The 15,488-nt window shown below is 34.0% G+C and carries 12 protein-coding genes and 1 pseudogene; 9 read left to right on the top strand and 4 right to left on the bottom strand.

Features of this window, described 5'->3' with window-relative positions:
* Positions 1-3: 3 nt before the first annotated feature.
* Positions 4-961 (bottom strand): annotated as a pseudogene (locus RB619_RS17485) (GSCFA domain-containing protein).
* 245 nt (positions 962-1,206) lie between these two features.
* Between RB619_RS17485 and RB619_RS17490 the strand changes: the two are divergent.
* Positions 1,207-2,355 carry a M12 family metallopeptidase gene (locus RB619_RS17490; protein WP_308099846.1) on the top strand — a complete coding sequence of 383 codons (1,149 nt, stop codon included), beginning with the start codon at positions 1,207-1,209 and terminating at the stop codon, positions 2,353-2,355.
* Between the two features lie 18 nt (positions 2,356-2,373).
* On the opposite strand, the gene RB619_RS17495 is transcribed toward RB619_RS17490, so the two are convergent.
* Entirely contained in the window at positions 2,374-3,120 is a 747-nt protein-coding gene (locus RB619_RS17495; RefSeq protein ID WP_308099848.1) for a membrane lipoprotein lipid attachment site-containing protein, read from the bottom strand.
* A gap of 376 nt (positions 3,121-3,496) precedes the next feature.
* On the opposite strand from RB619_RS17495, the gene RB619_RS17500 reads away from it, so the two are divergent.
* Positions 3,497-5,242 (top strand): ABC transporter ATP-binding protein, encoded by a 1,746-nt coding sequence (locus tag RB619_RS17500; protein ID WP_308099850.1) that lies wholly within the window; start codon positions 3,497-3,499, stop codon positions 5,240-5,242.
* Between the two features lie 94 nt (positions 5,243-5,336).
* Here RB619_RS17500 and RB619_RS17505 read toward each other — a convergent pair whose 3' ends face one another.
* Positions 5,337-5,714: a GxxExxY protein gene (locus tag RB619_RS17505; RefSeq protein ID WP_308099852.1), complete on the bottom strand. Its 378-nt coding sequence runs from the start codon at positions 5,712-5,714 to the stop codon at positions 5,337-5,339.
* 182 nt (positions 5,715-5,896) lie between these two features.
* Positions 5,897-8,527, bottom strand: coding sequence for an alanine--tRNA ligase (gene alaS, locus RB619_RS17510; protein WP_308099853.1), 2,631 nt, complete (start codon positions 8,525-8,527; stop codon positions 5,897-5,899).
* 247 nt (positions 8,528-8,774) lie between these two features.
* Here alaS and RB619_RS17515 point away from each other — a divergent pair, with 247 nt between their 5' ends.
* The 7 genes from RB619_RS17515 to RB619_RS17545 all read left to right on the top strand — a co-directional run bounded on the left by RB619_RS17515 (position 8,775) and on the right by RB619_RS17545 (position 15,422).
* Entirely contained in the window at positions 8,775-9,752 is a 978-nt protein-coding gene (locus tag RB619_RS17515; protein WP_308099855.1) for a peptidoglycan DD-metalloendopeptidase family protein, read from the top strand.
* A gap of 46 nt (positions 9,753-9,798) precedes the next feature.
* Positions 9,799-10,131 (top strand): MerR family transcriptional regulator, encoded by a 333-nt coding sequence (locus RB619_RS17520; protein WP_053470537.1) that lies wholly within the window; start codon positions 9,799-9,801, stop codon positions 10,129-10,131.
* Between the two features lie 37 nt (positions 10,132-10,168).
* Positions 10,169-10,756: a LemA family protein gene (locus RB619_RS17525; protein ID WP_264552092.1), complete on the top strand. Its 588-nt coding sequence runs from the start codon at positions 10,169-10,171 to the stop codon at positions 10,754-10,756.
* Positions 10,757-10,846: 90 nt separating this feature from the next.
* On the top strand, positions 10,847-11,284 hold the full coding sequence (locus tag RB619_RS17530; protein ID WP_308099859.1) for a TPM domain-containing protein: 438 nt from the start codon (positions 10,847-10,849) through the stop codon (positions 11,282-11,284).
* Positions 11,285-11,287: 3 nt separating this feature from the next.
* Complete coding sequence (locus RB619_RS17535; protein WP_308099860.1) at positions 11,288-12,118, top strand: TPM domain-containing protein; 831 nt, start codon at positions 11,288-11,290, stop codon at positions 12,116-12,118.
* 94 nt (positions 12,119-12,212) lie between these two features.
* Positions 12,213-12,626, top strand: coding sequence for an Rrf2 family transcriptional regulator (locus tag RB619_RS17540; RefSeq protein ID WP_053470541.1), 414 nt, complete (start codon positions 12,213-12,215; stop codon positions 12,624-12,626).
* A gap of 249 nt (positions 12,627-12,875) precedes the next feature.
* Positions 12,876-15,422 (top strand): TonB-dependent receptor, encoded by a 2,547-nt coding sequence (locus tag RB619_RS17545; protein ID WP_308099863.1) that lies wholly within the window; start codon positions 12,876-12,878, stop codon positions 15,420-15,422.
* The last annotated feature ends 66 nt before the right edge of the window (positions 15,423-15,488 follow it).

Genomic DNA, 15,488 nt, shown 5'->3' on the forward strand with positions numbered 1-15,488 from the left:
AGCTTAGAATTTGATTTGTGGCAGTTTTTCTCCTAAAAAATTTATTTTCTTTTGAAGATTTGCTAAGAATTTTTGATGTTGTTCTGATTCCGGATTGAAGCTTCTATGACGCAAGCTTTTTTTGGATTTCGTCAACTTCCTGCATAATCGAAACGCTTTCTTGTGCAATGTAATTTTCGCTGAAAAGTTTCCAGATATAATCTATGGCGATTTGATTTGGATGCAACATATCTTCGGTATAAAAACGATAATCGCGAAGTTCATCCATCATGATTTCGTATGACGGAAAGTATTCAGTGTTCAGTTTTAAGTGTTCGGTATTCAGAACGAAATGCAACGCAGTGAACAAATGTGATTTGCTTAATTGATTTTCGATAAAACCGTCTTTTATGTGACGGACTGGCGAAACTGTGAAAATGAAATTTATGTTTGGATTTATTGTCTGAATTAAATGGATTGTGTTTTGAATGCTTTTCTGAATAACTTCAGCTGATAATAATTCTTTTGAGAATTGTTTTTGAGGTACTTTATGGCAATTGGCTACAATTTCTTTACTTTCGAGATTTCTGTAAATCCAGGAAGTTCCGTATGTGATGATAATATGAGTGGCTTCTTTTAACTGTTTATTGATTTCTGTAATTGCTTTATTCAAAGTTTCAAGCAATTCTTGTCGGTCAGAATTACTTAAATCGGAATGTACTTCATACGAATGCCAACGCTCGTTGTAAAAGAAAATGTCTTTTTCCTGATAGAAATCCAATTCACAAACTCTCCGAAATATTTTCTCAATTGAAACCGGATTAAAAATAATCCCAAACGGATTGGTCTCATTCTGAAACTTAAAATAATCGAATTTCTCGGCAATATTTTCTGCAAAACAAGATCCAACAGAAAGTATTTTCGAATTATAATCGATTGGAGAATTACTTTTTGAAATTGGAATTTGGGTTCTGAATTGCATGAGATTTTATTTGAACACGAATTTCAGGAATTTTCAGCAATAAAAAATGAAATAGAAAAAGTATTTGGCGATAATTTTAAATTCCATATACATTTTATTTAGTTATCAATATTCAAAAGCAGTTTTTACAAAACCTCCCTAAAAGTTTTATTTGTATCATAATAAGACATAATTAAACTTTTCACTACAAACAAAATTATTTATTCCCTAATTTGCCAGCCGACTCTTGAATCAGAATAATTTACATGAAAAAAATACGATTTTTAATTGCCTTCCTGATAGTTACTTTATCATCAAATTCACAAATCATAAATAAAACCAGAACAGAAACTAAGTCATTTCAAAACATACATATGTGTACTTTTGATTTCATTAATTCACGTAATACTTCTGCCTCAAAACCAAGTGCCGCTATTATAATTTGGCCTAGATGGGAAACAGGTCAAACCATAAAAATTAAATTTTTAAATGGCGATAGTTCTCTACAGGAAAGAGTAAAAGAATGCGCCAAAGAATGGACATTATACGCAAATCTAAAATTCGAATATGTCTCCATTACTGAATACGCAGATATCCGAATCAGTTTCAGATGGAAGAACGACGGCAGTAGCTGGTCTGTGTTGGGAAGAAATTCTACCAGCTACTCGGCAAATTATCAGAACGAGCCATCAATGAATTTTGGCTGGACTACTTTAGGAAGTGAAACAACGACAAAAAGAGAGGTTTTACACGAATTTGGCCATGCACTTGGACTCGTGCACGAACAGTCAAATCCCGATTCTAACATTGCGTGGAATTTACCAAAAGTTTATAAATATTACAGTGATCTTATGGGCTGGTCTAAAGAAGATGTGGATCAATTTGTGCTTTTTAAATACAATGATAATCAGACTAATTATAGCAAATACGATCCTCTTTCCATAATGCATTACTATGTTTATCCTGCTCTGACCTTAAACGGAGTTGGTGTTCCAGAATCAAAAGAACTCTCTGAAATCGACAAACAATTTATAAGTATTTGGTACCCGTATCCTTCAAAATCTGTGGTAAATTCTAAAGAACGCATTGACCTGATTCCTTTTACACGTCGTATAAAATCACCTAACGGATTGTATATTCTCGATTTCAAAAAAGGCGTATTAAGCATTATTGATACAAAAAGTCTAAAAGCAATTTGGACTGCCGGAAACACATCACAACGCTCCACAAGTTGCTTATTGGAACAAGGTAATTTAGTTATTAAAAGCAAAATAAGCAACTTAGCCTCTTCAACGTATACGATCTGGAAAAGTAGCGATTTTGTCTATTTAGGCGAATGCCGTTTAGAATTACATGATAATGGAAATTTAGTTTTATTTCATGATCAAACCCAAAAGTGGTCCTCCCAACTTTGAACGAACTGATTTTATTTTTTAATAGAAATACTCTGAAGAATAGCTTTCTCCATTTTCTTTGTCCGTACTTCTTATAGGATAACCTCCACTATTATAGGTATAAGAATGTGATGATACCGCTTCGCCAGCGATAGTATTCGAAATTATATTATTGTATACTCCAATGCTCTCTCCGCCAACAAATGCAATTTTATCCATTCCCAAAATGTTTTTAGAAAAATTGCTTTTATTGTCAAAAACATATTTATGATTTGATGCATTTACACCTACAATTTCACTGACGTTTCCATTTGTAAATTTGATCACAAAAGTTCCCGCATCCAATCCTTGGGAAATGGCATCTCCTCGAAAAGATTGTACTGAAATTTCATCATTTCCTGTATATGTATAAATTTCTTTATATCCCGTTTTTAAGATAGATCCATCAACGTTTTCTGATTGCACTTTTAAAAAAGATTCCAGTTTTCCGTCAGCATTATAGGCAAAAGTATTTACTTGCTGTACTATGCCATTTTGCGTTTTAAAATCAATTTGAGTAATTTGATCACCAGTATAAGTATAAAAAAGATTCAGTTCTCCAGAATCATCAGTTACACTTACAATTTTATTTGCTTCATATTGATAGCTAATTGTAACTTTTCCTTCTGAATTGGTTATAACTTGCTTTTTAAGTAAAATTTGTTCTGTAGAATTAGGGTATGACTCTTCGTTTGAACAGGAAGTCAACAAAGCTAAAATACCGAAAAGGTATAGTATCTTTTTCATTTTCTTAGGTCAATTTGCTAGTGGTGACCTAAAATTAAATAAAAAAAACAACCTAAACGGAGTTAAAATTTAACTTATTTTATTATTTAAAAAACTTATTCTGGTATAAAACCGAGAAAACACATTAAAGCAGAATGTTAACTAATTAATACACAATCTCAAGGTTTCAAAGTTTTGTTTTTTTTTAAAGTCATATTATAATATCATCCTACAAAAATTTAAATACGTATTTTCTCAAGTTTTCTTTTCTTATCAATTGGATTTAACGAATAAAAAATAACTTCTAAAAATAAATTACATTTTAAATAACATAAATCAACTTTACAAACCCAAACAATTGCTTACTTTTGCATCTTCCACTTTTCTAAAAAATCATATGAAATTATTATATTCTTATATAATCAAACACAAAATGCTTTTGTTTTTTGCTTTGATTATGGCCTCTATCAACATTTGTTTCAGCTTATCAGATTCTATTATTACCGGTAAATTAATGCAGGACTGCGGTGTTGGTCTGCATAAATATGAGGGAAACGCTGCTGGTTTTATTAAATCGTTATCATTCTGGCTCGGGCTTTCTCTTGGAGCTGCAATGGTTTCAAGAATTACTAAAAACTTTCAGGATTATTTTACCAATGTTGTCATTCAGAGAACTGGTGCTCAAATGTATACTGACGGAATCAAAAAATCACTTGATCTTCCTTATGCCGAATTTGAAGATCAACGAAGCGGTGAAACTTTGAGCAAATTGACTAAAGTTAGAATTGATTCTGAAAAACTGATTACGCTTGCGATTTCTTTAATTTTCCAAACTATTATCGGTTTCATCTTTGTTATCGTTTATGTTGCTAGCATCGATTACAGAATTTCGATTATCTTTTTGATTACTGCGCCAATTATTGCTTTAGTAAGTTCTTATTTGGGTAAAAAAATTAAAATTGTTTCTAAGAAAATTGTAAATCAAACCAATGCATTGGCAGGTTCTACAACAGAGAGTTTGCGAAACATTGAGCTTGTAAAAAGTCTTGGCTTAACATATCAGGAAGAAAAACGTTTGAACTTAAATACTTTTAAAATTCTGCAATTAGAATTAGAAAAAGTACGTTTCATCAGAAGTTTAAGTTTCATTCAGGGAACCACAGTTCACTTTTTGAGGACTTGTGTCGTTTTCACTTTGTATTATTTCTTATTTGGAGGAAAAATTATTGTGGGTGATTTACTGACAATGGTTTTCTTTACTTTCTTCATTTTTGGTCCGTTGCAGGAATTAGGAAATTTTATTATTGTTTTAAATGAAACTAAGGTTTCGATGGAGAATTTCAAAAATCTGTTGAATGCTCCAAAGGAATTCCGTCCAAAAACTCCAAAACACGTGGGAGCAATTCAGAAATTGCTTTTCACAAATGTGAGTTTTCAGCACAGAACTGCCAAATTCAAAGCGGTCGAAAATATCAATTTTGAAATCAAGCAAGGACAAACTGTTGCCTTTGTAGGACCATCTGGATCTGGGAAAACGACTTTGGTAAAACTATTAGTTGGACTTTACACGCCTGCGGAAGGACAAGTTTTATATAATGACATCGATTCGACTGAAATTGATTTATTAGATTTAAGAAAGCAATTAGGTTTTGTAACGCAAGATGCGCAGTTATTCTCTGGAACAATTCGCGAAAACCTTTTGTTTGTAAAACCAAATGCAAGTGATGAAGATTTATACGATGCTTTAAAAAGAGCGAGTTGTGAAAAATTATTAAAACGTGCCGAAGATGGTTTAAACACAACAATCGGCGAAGGCGGAATTAAAGTTTCAGGCGGAGAAAAACAGCGTTTATCTATCGCCAGAGCGATCCTTAGAAACCCAAATTTATTGATTTTTGATGAAGCAACTTCTGCTTTGGATTCTATTACTGAAGAAGAAATTAACGCGACAATTAGAAATATTTCAGATAAAAACAGAATCACGGTTCTAATTGCGCACCGTTTGTCAACCGTAATGCATGCTGACAGGATTTTTGTTCTGGAACAAGGTAAAATCATCGAGCAAGGAAAACATGATGATTTGATTGTGGAGAAAGGGCTTTATTATGCGATGTGGCGCCAGCAGATTGGGGAAAGAAAATAATTGCGCGTAAAGAATCTCGCAAAGTCGCAGAGTCGCAAAGTTTTTTTATAGGCTTTGCAACTCTGCTTTTTTATTTAAGTTTTTAAGTGTTTAATTAAAGATTTGAAACTACTCGTTTTATTCCGAATTTGATAATTGGTACGTTAAAGTTAATTAGTAAACCTAATTTCATTTTTGTGATTTTGAGATATGTAAGAACTTGTTTTGCATGAATATCTGTTAGTTGTTCGATTGATTTAATCTCTAGAATTACTTTGTTTTCAACTATTAAATCTGCTCGAAAACCGATATCCAGATTTATTTGATCCCAAATAACGGGCAAAGTTTTTTGTCTTTCTACACTTAATCCTCTCTTAGTTAATTCATGATGCAAAATTGCTTCATAAACTGATTCCAATAATCCCGGCCCTAATTTTACATGTATTTTATAACAAACATCAACTACAACAGCCGAAATCTCATTCTCACTCATCTCTTAAAAATTAAAGTATAAACTTACAAAAATAAAATTTAAAAAACTTAGCGACTCTTTAACTTTGCGAAATAAAAACACATCTTACTTCACAAACAAAACCTTAGCGATTAAATAATAAAAAAAGTCGCAAAGCATAAAAATACTTTGCGACTCTGCGTCTTTGCGAGATTAAAAAAATCTTACTTCACGAAATCCACCGCTTTAGCTAAAGCCTCCCCAATTCCATCAACATTTTTACCTCCTGCAGTTGCGAAGAAAGGCTGACCGCCTCCTCCACCTTGGATATATTTTCCTAATTCGCGAACAACTTGTCCAGCGTTTAGGTTTTTCTCTGCAACTATTTCTTTAGAAATGTAACAAGTCAACATTGGTTTTCCTTCGTGAGCAGTTGCGAAAACAACGAATAGGTTATTATAAGAATTCCCTAATTCATAAGCCAAATCTTTTGCTCCTTCCGGATTCAAATCTACTTGTTTTGCTAAAAACTGAACGTCGTTGATTTCTTGTAATTCTTTAGCCAGATCCGCTTTCATATTTTTAGCTTTATCTTTTAATAAAGCTTCCAATTGTTTTTTCAACTGCACATTTTCATCTTGTAAAGCCAAAATCGATTTTACAGGATCTTGCGCATTTTTAAGCGCTTCTTTAATTTCGTTTAAAGAAACAGCCTGAGACTCAAAATATTCTTTTGCAGCTTCACTAGTGATCGCTTCAATTCTTCTGATTCCAGCCGCAACAGCTCCTTCAGAAACAATTTTGAAATGCCAGATATCAGATGTATTTGCAACGTGTGTTCCTCCGCATAATTCGACAGAATCACCAAATTTAATTGTACGAACTAAATCTCCGTATTTTTCTCCAAACAAAGCAATTGCCCCATCTTCAAGAGCTTGTTCTTTTGGAATTGCTCTTTTTTCGATTAATGGTAAACTCTCACGAATCCTTGCATTTACGAAGTTTTCTACTTCTACTAATTCTTCATCAGAAACTTTAGAGAAGTGAGAAAAGTCAAAACGCAATGAAGCATTACGAACCATCGAACCCTTTTGCTCAATATGCGTTCCTAAAATCTTGCGCAAACCTTGGTGCAATAAGTGCGTAGCTGAGTGATTTGACGAAGTTTTAGCTCTTTGATTTGCATCAACAACTGCGTTAAAAGTTGCTGTAATATTTTCTGGTAACGATTGTGTTAAATGTATCGTTTGGTTGTTTTCTTTTTTAGTATCAATGATATAAATGATATCTCCGTTTTGAGATTCTAAATATCCTTTGTCACCCGTTTGTCCTCCGCTTTCTCCGTAAAATGGAGTTGCGTTGAAAACCAATTGGTAAATTTCACCATCTTTTACACTATCAACTCTTCTGTATTTAGTGATTTTCACTTGTTGTGATAATCTGTCGTAACCAACAAATTCCTGAATATCATCTTCAACAATTACATTCCAATCTCCAGCAGTAACTTTTGATGCTGCACGAGATCTTTCTTTTTGTAATTGCAATTGTTCTTGGAATCCTTTTTCGTCCAATTTCAATCCTTTTTCTGAAAGAATCAAAGCTGTTAAATCGATTGGGAAACCGTATGTATCATACAATTCGAAAGCTTTTTTACCATCGATTGTATCTCCTTGATTATTTAAAATTACAGCATCTAAAAGAATTAATCCTTGATCAAGTGTACGCAAGAAAGAGTTTTCTTCTTCACGAATAACATTCGAACAAAGTGCTTTTTGCGTTCTGATTTCCGGGAAAGAATCTCCCATTTGCTCGCTTAAAGTCTCAACCAATTTATAAATAAATGGCTCTTTCGTATTTAAGAAAGTAAATCCGTAACGAATTGCACGACGCAAAATTCTTCTGATTACATATCCAGCTCCTGTGTTAGATGGCAATTGTCCGTCAGCAATAGCGAAAGCTACAGCACGAACGTGATCTGCTACAACACGGATTGCGATATTTACTTTATCTTCTGCTTCGTTTGAAGCCTTAACAGTATATTTTGCTCCGGTAATAGTCTCTATTTCTCTAATCAAAGGCATGAAAACATCAGTGTCATAATTTGATGTTTTTCCTTGCAACGCCATACACAAACGCTCAAATCCCATTCCGGTATCTACGTGTTGTGCAGGAAGTTTTTCTAGAGAACCGTCCGCTTTACGGTTGAATTCCATGAATACATTATTCCAGATTTCAACAACTTGTGGGTGATCATTGTTTACCAAACTTTTTCCAGAAATTGCAGCTTTTTCTTCCGGAGTACGTAAATCAACGTGAATTTCAGAACATGGTCCGCATGGTCCTTGATCTCCCATTTCCCAGAAATTATCTTTTTTGTTTCCAAGAATAATTCGGTCTTCATCGATTAAAGTTTTCCAGATATCCCAAGCTTCTTGGTCAAACGGAACATTATCTTCTTTACTTCCTTCAAAAACAGAAACATAAAGATTCTCTTTCGGAATTTTATAAACTTCTGTCAATAGTTCCCAAGCCCAGTTGATTGCTTCTTTTTTGAAGTAATCACCAAAAGACCAGTTTCCTAACATCTCAAACATAGTGTGGTGGTACGTATCAATACCAACCTCCTCAAGATCGTTATGTTTTCCTGAAACACGAAGACATTTTTGCGTATCGGCTATTCTTGGACTTTTTGGAGTTCCGTTCCCTAAGAAAAATTCTTTAAACTGGGCCATTCCCGAGTTATTGAACATTAAGGTTGGATCGTCTTTAAGCACAATAGGAGCTGAAGGAACAATTGTATGCCCTTTACTCTCAAAAAAATCTAAAAATTGTTTACGTACGTCTTGTGATTTCATATTAAAATTAGAAAATGTGTCAATTTATTAATGTGTCAATTTGATAATGTGTCAATTAGATAATTGAAGATTAAAAACTTATCGTTTACAACAATAAAGTAACCTACAAATACATTATCTAATTATCAAATTGACTCAATTATCTAATTATTTAATTCTTGAAAAAAAGCTTCGGACAACTGAAACATTTAGTAATTTTGTTCGACTAACTTATTTTACAAGCTGCAAAAATAGCGTATTTTAAAATATGGCGAAAGTAAAATATTATTACGACTCAGAAAATCTGGCTTATACGAAAATAAAAACCAGAAAAAGAATCAAAATCGGTTACGCATTGCTGTTTTTGCTGGCTTCGGCGTTGTTTGGCTTTTTAGTTTTTGTACTACTAATCAACACTCCTTATTTCGAAACTCCAAAAGATCGTCTGCAAGCACGAGAAATTGAGAATCTGAAACTGCAATATGCCATTTTAAACAAAAAAATGGACGAAATTGATGATGTAGCTGAAGCATTAGAAGACAGAGACAATAATATTTATCGTGTTTATTTTAATAAAAGTGAAATTCCAGATTCGATTCGAAAAGCAGGTTTCAGAGATCCGAAACGATATAAAAAATTAGAAGGCTATAACAATTCGCAATTGGTTATGAATGCTACAAAACGAATGGATAAACTTTCAAAAGAGTTGGCAATTCAATCCAAATCATTAGACGATATTTTAAAATTAGCAAGTACAAAAGGAAATTTATTACTTGCAATTCCGGCAATTCAGCCTGTTCAAAATGAAAATTTAAAACGAGTAGCTTCGGGATTTGGATATAGAATTGATCCTTTCACCAAAGTAAGAAAAATGCACAACGGAATGGATTTCACCGCAAATACAGGTTCTCCCGTATATGCAACCGGTGATGGTGTAGTCGCAAGAGCTGACAACTCCGCTTCTGGTTTTGGAAATCATGTGGTGATTAGGCATGGTTTTGGATACGAAAGTTTGTACGCGCATTTAAGCAAATACAACTGCAGACCCGGGCAAAAAGTCAAAAGAGGCGACGTAATTGGTTATGTGGGAAGTACAGGAAGATCTGAAGGGCCACATTGCCACTATGAAGTTCATAAAGACGGAAAAGTCGTAAATCCGCTTAATTTTTATTACGGAAATATTTCAGCTGTCGAATATGTAGCAATTTCACAAATGGCGAACCAGGAAAACCAATCGTTAGATTAATAGTATAAAAAGTATTATTTTTGAAATAAATTATAAATAAAAAAACATGCATATTGAGCTTTCAAAAGATAAAAGATATTACAGTATTGGCGAAGTTGCCAAGGCTTTTAATGTCAATGCATCCTTGATACGATTTTGGGACAGCGAATTTGATATTCTGAAACCAAAAAAGAACGCCAAAGGCAACAGAATGTTTACGCCAGAAGATGTTACGAACTTACAACTGATTTATCACTTAGTCAAAGAAAGAGGTTTTACGCTCGAAGGCGCTAAAACGCACTTAAAAGAAGGCCAAAAGAAAACATTAGATAAATTCGAAATAATACGTAAATTAGAGACCATAAAAACACAATTAAACGACATCAAAAACGAATTGTAATTAAATAAAAATAGAAACAAACTTAAATTAAACACTCATGAAAAGATTTTTGCCTTGGATTATTGGAGCTGTTCTTATTATTGGAATTTACAGCTGGGTTAAAGGAATTAACAACACTGCGGTAACATTAAATCAAAATGTAGAACAATCTTGGGGAAATGTTCAAACGGCTTACCAAAGACGTAACGACCTTATTGGAAATTTAGTAAATACTGTAAAAGGTGCTGCTGATTTTGAAAAATCAACTTTAACAGCTGTTATCGAAGCTCGTGCAAAAGCAACAAGCGTAACGGTAGATCCATCTAACATTACTCCAGAACAACTTGCAGAATTCAACAAAGCGCAAAGTGGCGTATCTTCATCTTTATCAAGATTATTAGTTTCGGTTGAGCAATATCCAACATTAAAAGCTAATGAGAATTTCTTGAAATTACAAGATGAACTGGCTAGTACTGAAAATCAAATCTTAACAGCAAGAACTCGTTTCAACGAAGCTGTGGCTCCTTACAACAACCACATTAAAACATTCCCAAATAGTTTGTTTGCAGGTATGTTTGGATTCAAAGAAAAAGCATATTTCAACGCTGTTGAAGGTGCTGATAAACCTGTTGAAGTAAAATTCTAAAGTTAGACTATTAGACTTCTTAGACTCCTTAGAATCTGAGATTTAGTCAAAAAATCTAATATCTGAAATCTAATATCTAAAATTACTCAAATGTCACAAGTAGAAGATTTTTTATCCAAAGAAGATGAACAAGCCATTGTTGAAGCTATTCGAATGGCTGAAAATAATACTTCTGGCGAAATTAGAGTACATATAGAAAAAACAACTTCTAAAGCTCATTATGACAGAGCTTTAGAAGTTTTTCATGAATTACGAATGGATGAAACTAAATTGCAGAATGGCGTATTGCTCTATTTTGCAGTTGAAGACAAAAATTTCGTGATTTGTGGCGACAAAGGAATTAATGATTTAGTTGCCGCTGATTTTTGGGATTGCACCAAAGATGTCATGACAAATCATTTTAAATCTGGTAATTTTAAGCAAGGAATTGTTGATGGTATTTTGAATGCCGGCGAACAATTGAAAAAGTATTTCCCATCTCAGGAAGACGATATAAACGAATTATCTAACGAAATATCAAAAGGATAAATAATGAAAAATTCCAACAATACAATCTCAAATTCCAATAGAATTTTTCAGTTTACACTTTTGTTTATCGCGTTTTTTATCAGCAATACTATTTTTGCTCAATTTGATATTCCTAAAAAACCTGATTTCCAGACTTCAGTTTACGACTATGCGAATGTTTTAAGTGCTTCTGAAAAAACACAATTAGAAGAAAAACTAATTCGTTATTCTGATTCAACCTCAACCCAAATTGTAGTCATTACTATTGAAAGCTTAAAAGGCGAAGATATTGGTATTCTTACGCCAAAATGGGCTCATGCATGGGGAATTGGGCAAGCGAATGAAGACAACGGAGTTTTAATTTTATTAGCCAAGACGGAAAGAAAAATATGGATTTCGCCTGGTTACGGATTAGAAGATCGCTTAACTGCTGGAATTGGTGGAGAAATTACAAGAAATATTATTATTCCAGAGTTTAAAGCCGGAAGTTATTATCGCGGACTTGATAAAGGAGCCGATGCTCTTTTTGATGTTTTTAAAGGAAAATACAAAGGCGAACGCAAACAAACAAAACAAAAAGATTTCCCAATACTGCCTTTCATCGTTATTGTTGTAATTGTATTAATATTACTTTCTCGCAATAAAAGAGGTGGCGGAGGAAATTCTGGAAACAATGGCGGTGGCCCTAGCCTGCTCGATGTTATTATTTTGAGCAATCTTGGAAGAAGCGGCGGAGGCGGTTTTGGAGGCTTCGGTGGTGGATCATCAGGAGGAGGTTTTGGCGGCGGAGGCGGTTTCGGCGGTGGATTTGGCGGCGGAGGTTTCTCTGGCGGTGGTTCTGGCGGAAGCTGGTAAAATTATTTTGTTTAAAGTTTTCTTTGTTTCACGTTTCAAGTTTAGGTTTTACTAAATTATTTTAGTTAAATTTACAATTCATAATTTAATATAGATGTTATCACATAAAGCAAAATACGCCCTTAAGGCCTTACTTTATTTAGCTGAACAAGACGAAAATCACATTTCTAGAACTATAGAAATTGCTGATGGAGCTAACATTCCTAAAAAGTTTTTAGAACAAATTTTATTAGATCTAAAACGAGGACGTTTTGTGAGCAGCAAGCAAGGAAAATTTGGCGGTTATTATCTGATAAAATCTAAAAACGACATTACTTTGGCAGAAATTCACCGATTATTTGACGGTGCAATTGCTCTTTTGCCATGCGCTTCTTTAAATTTTTACGAGCCTTGCTCTGATTGTAAAACCGAGTCTGAATGCAGTCTGCGTCACGGTTTAATGCTTATTAGAGACAAAACTTTGAAGGCTATGGAAGGCATTACAATTGCCTCATTAGTAAATAAATAAAAAAATATTCCCTAAACCCTATCGATTTAATAGAATTTGTATATATTTGCCAAAAATAATTAACAAACCATTACAAATTTTTAACTCATGAAAGAACATTTCAGTTTATTAGGCGTAACCAAAAGTCTTTTGCAAACAAATTCTAATAGTCAGTTCAAAACTGCAAAAAGCATTTCCTGTATGATGTGTATGTGTTGATAAAAAAAATTTTATTATAAACTCTACTAATCATATATACTTAATATAAAAATGAAAAATTCGATTAAAAATATACTTACATTATTATCTATTTTAACTTTTTCAATCTCATTTGGACAGAAGATCGAAGGTGTAGTTAAAACAACTGAAAATACTCCATTAGAAGCAGCAAATGTTGTTATTAAAGGAACTACTACAAACACTATTACAGACGCTACAGGAAATTTTAGTATCGACACTAAAGGAAAACTTCCTGTTACACTTTTAATTCAATACGTTGGTTATAAAACTACCGAATTAGAAATTTCTGATCTGCCTGCAACACCATTGCAAATCGTTTTAAATGAAGAAAATGAACTTGTGGAAGTTGTGGTTTCTTCAAGAAGAAGAATTGAAAAAGTTCAGGATGTGCCAATTGCAATTTCTGTAATTACAGGAAAGCAAGCGGAACAAACAGGAGCTTTTAACGTTAACCGCATCAAAGAACTTGTTCCTTCTGTACAGCTTTACTCTTCAAATCCAAGAAATACTGGTATCAACATTCGTAGTTTAGGTTCTCCTTTTGGGTTAACAAATGACGGAATCGATCCAGGTGTTGGTTTCTACGTTGACGGTGTTTACTACGCACGTCCAGCGGCAACAACTTTAGATTTTATCGACGTTGAGCAAATCGAGGTTTTACGTGGACCACAAGGTTCATTATTTGGAAAAAATACTACTTCTGGTGCTTTTAATATTACGACTAGAAAACCAAGTTTTTCTACTGGAGCTGATTTTGAAGTAAGCTATGGAAATTATAACTTTTTACAAGCTAAAGCATCTGTAACTGGAGCTTTAGGCAAAAAAGTTGCTGGAAGAATCTCTTTTTCAGGAACACAGAGAGATGGTTTAATTGACAATATTGTTACTGGAAGACCAACAAATACGTTAAACAACCAAGGTATTAGAGGACAATTACTTTGGACTCCATCTGTAAATACGAATATTATTTTGGCAGCAGATATTACAACACAACGTCCTGATGGATATGCTCAGGTTGTGGCTGGTGTTGCTCCTACTCAAAGAGCTGCTTACCGTCAATTTAATGCCATTATTAAAGATTTAAATTATCAATTGCCTACCTTGAATGCTTTTGACCGTAAAATCGATCAAGATACACCATGGAGATCTAATCAAGACATGGGAGGTGTTTCGCTTAACATAGATACAAAAGTTGGGCCTGGAACATTGACTTCGACTACAGCTTGGAGATTCTGGAACTGGGATCCATCAAATGACAGGGATTTTACAGGATTGCAAGTATTGGCAAAATCTCAAAACCCAACAAGACAAACGCAAGTTACTCAAGAGGTACGTTATGCTGGTCAACTTTCTACAAAAGTTAGTGGTGTTGTTGGAGCATTCTTCATCGATCAAACTTCTCAGACAGATGGTACTGAAGAATCTGGAAATGCACAATGGAGATTCTCTCAAAGTTCTACAAGTCCATTGTGGAAAACTCCAGGTCTTTTTGAAGGATACGGAATTAAGACTGATGCAAGAATCAGAGCATCAAGTGCTGCAGTGTTTGGTCAAATTGACTGGGCAATTACAGAACGTTTGCATATTTTACCAGGTTTGAGATATAACTTTGACAAAAAAGATGCTCACTATGCTCGTAAAACGTACGGAGGTCTACAAACTAATGATCCAGCATTAATTGCTTTGAAAAAATCTGTTTACTCTGATCAAGCATTTGACTCAAGTACAGACAATACCGATTTCTCAGGAAACTTAACATTGACTTATAAAGTTACAGACAAAATCAATGCTTATGCAACTTATGCTAAAAGTTATAAACCAGTTGGTGTAAACGTTGCTGGACTTCCAACAGATTCAAAAGGAAATCCGTTACTTGATCTTGCTGTAATCAGACCTGAAAAAGTAAATCATTACGAAATTGGAGTAAAAACTTCTCCTTTTAAAAATTCGATTTTCAACTTAACGTTCTTCAATACAGACATTAAAGATTTCCAAACAAACGTTCAGGCTGCTGAATTAGGTGTAAACCGTGGTTACCTCGCAAATGCTGACAAAGTACGTGTAAGAGGTGCAGAATTAGATGCAAGTTTCGTATTTAGCTCTCATTTAACAGTAAATGCTGCAGCAACTTATACGGATGGAAAATATGTGAAATTTACAAATGCTCCACTTCCATTAGAAGAAACTGGTGCACCAGTATCTTTCAAAGATGTTTCAGGAACTGATTTACCGGGAGCTTCAAGATGGGCAGGATCATTAGGCGGTGAGCTTTCTGACAATGCAACATTCTTTGGAAACAGAGGCAAAATATTTGTTGCTCTTGATGGGTATGCACGTTCTGAATTTTCTTCAAGCCCTTCGGCTTCAAAATATTTAATTGTACCGGGTTATGCTATTTTTAATGCACGTTTAGGTTTCCGCGCTTCGCAAGGCTTATCGGTTCACTTTTGGGGACGTAACTTATTGAATAAAGATTACTACGAGCAATTATTACCTGCAGGTGGTAACGCAGGACAATATGCTGGTGTTATTGGCGACCAAAGAACGTACGGAGTTACTTTAAAATATTCTTTGTAAAACAAAGTTTTAGAGTACAGAGTGACATAGATACAGAGTGACAAAGGCTCAAAAAAAAAGCGCATA

This window comes from Flavobacterium sp. LHD-80, assembly GCF_030929605.1.
Taxonomy (GTDB): domain Bacteria; phylum Bacteroidota; class Bacteroidia; order Flavobacteriales; family Flavobacteriaceae; genus Flavobacterium.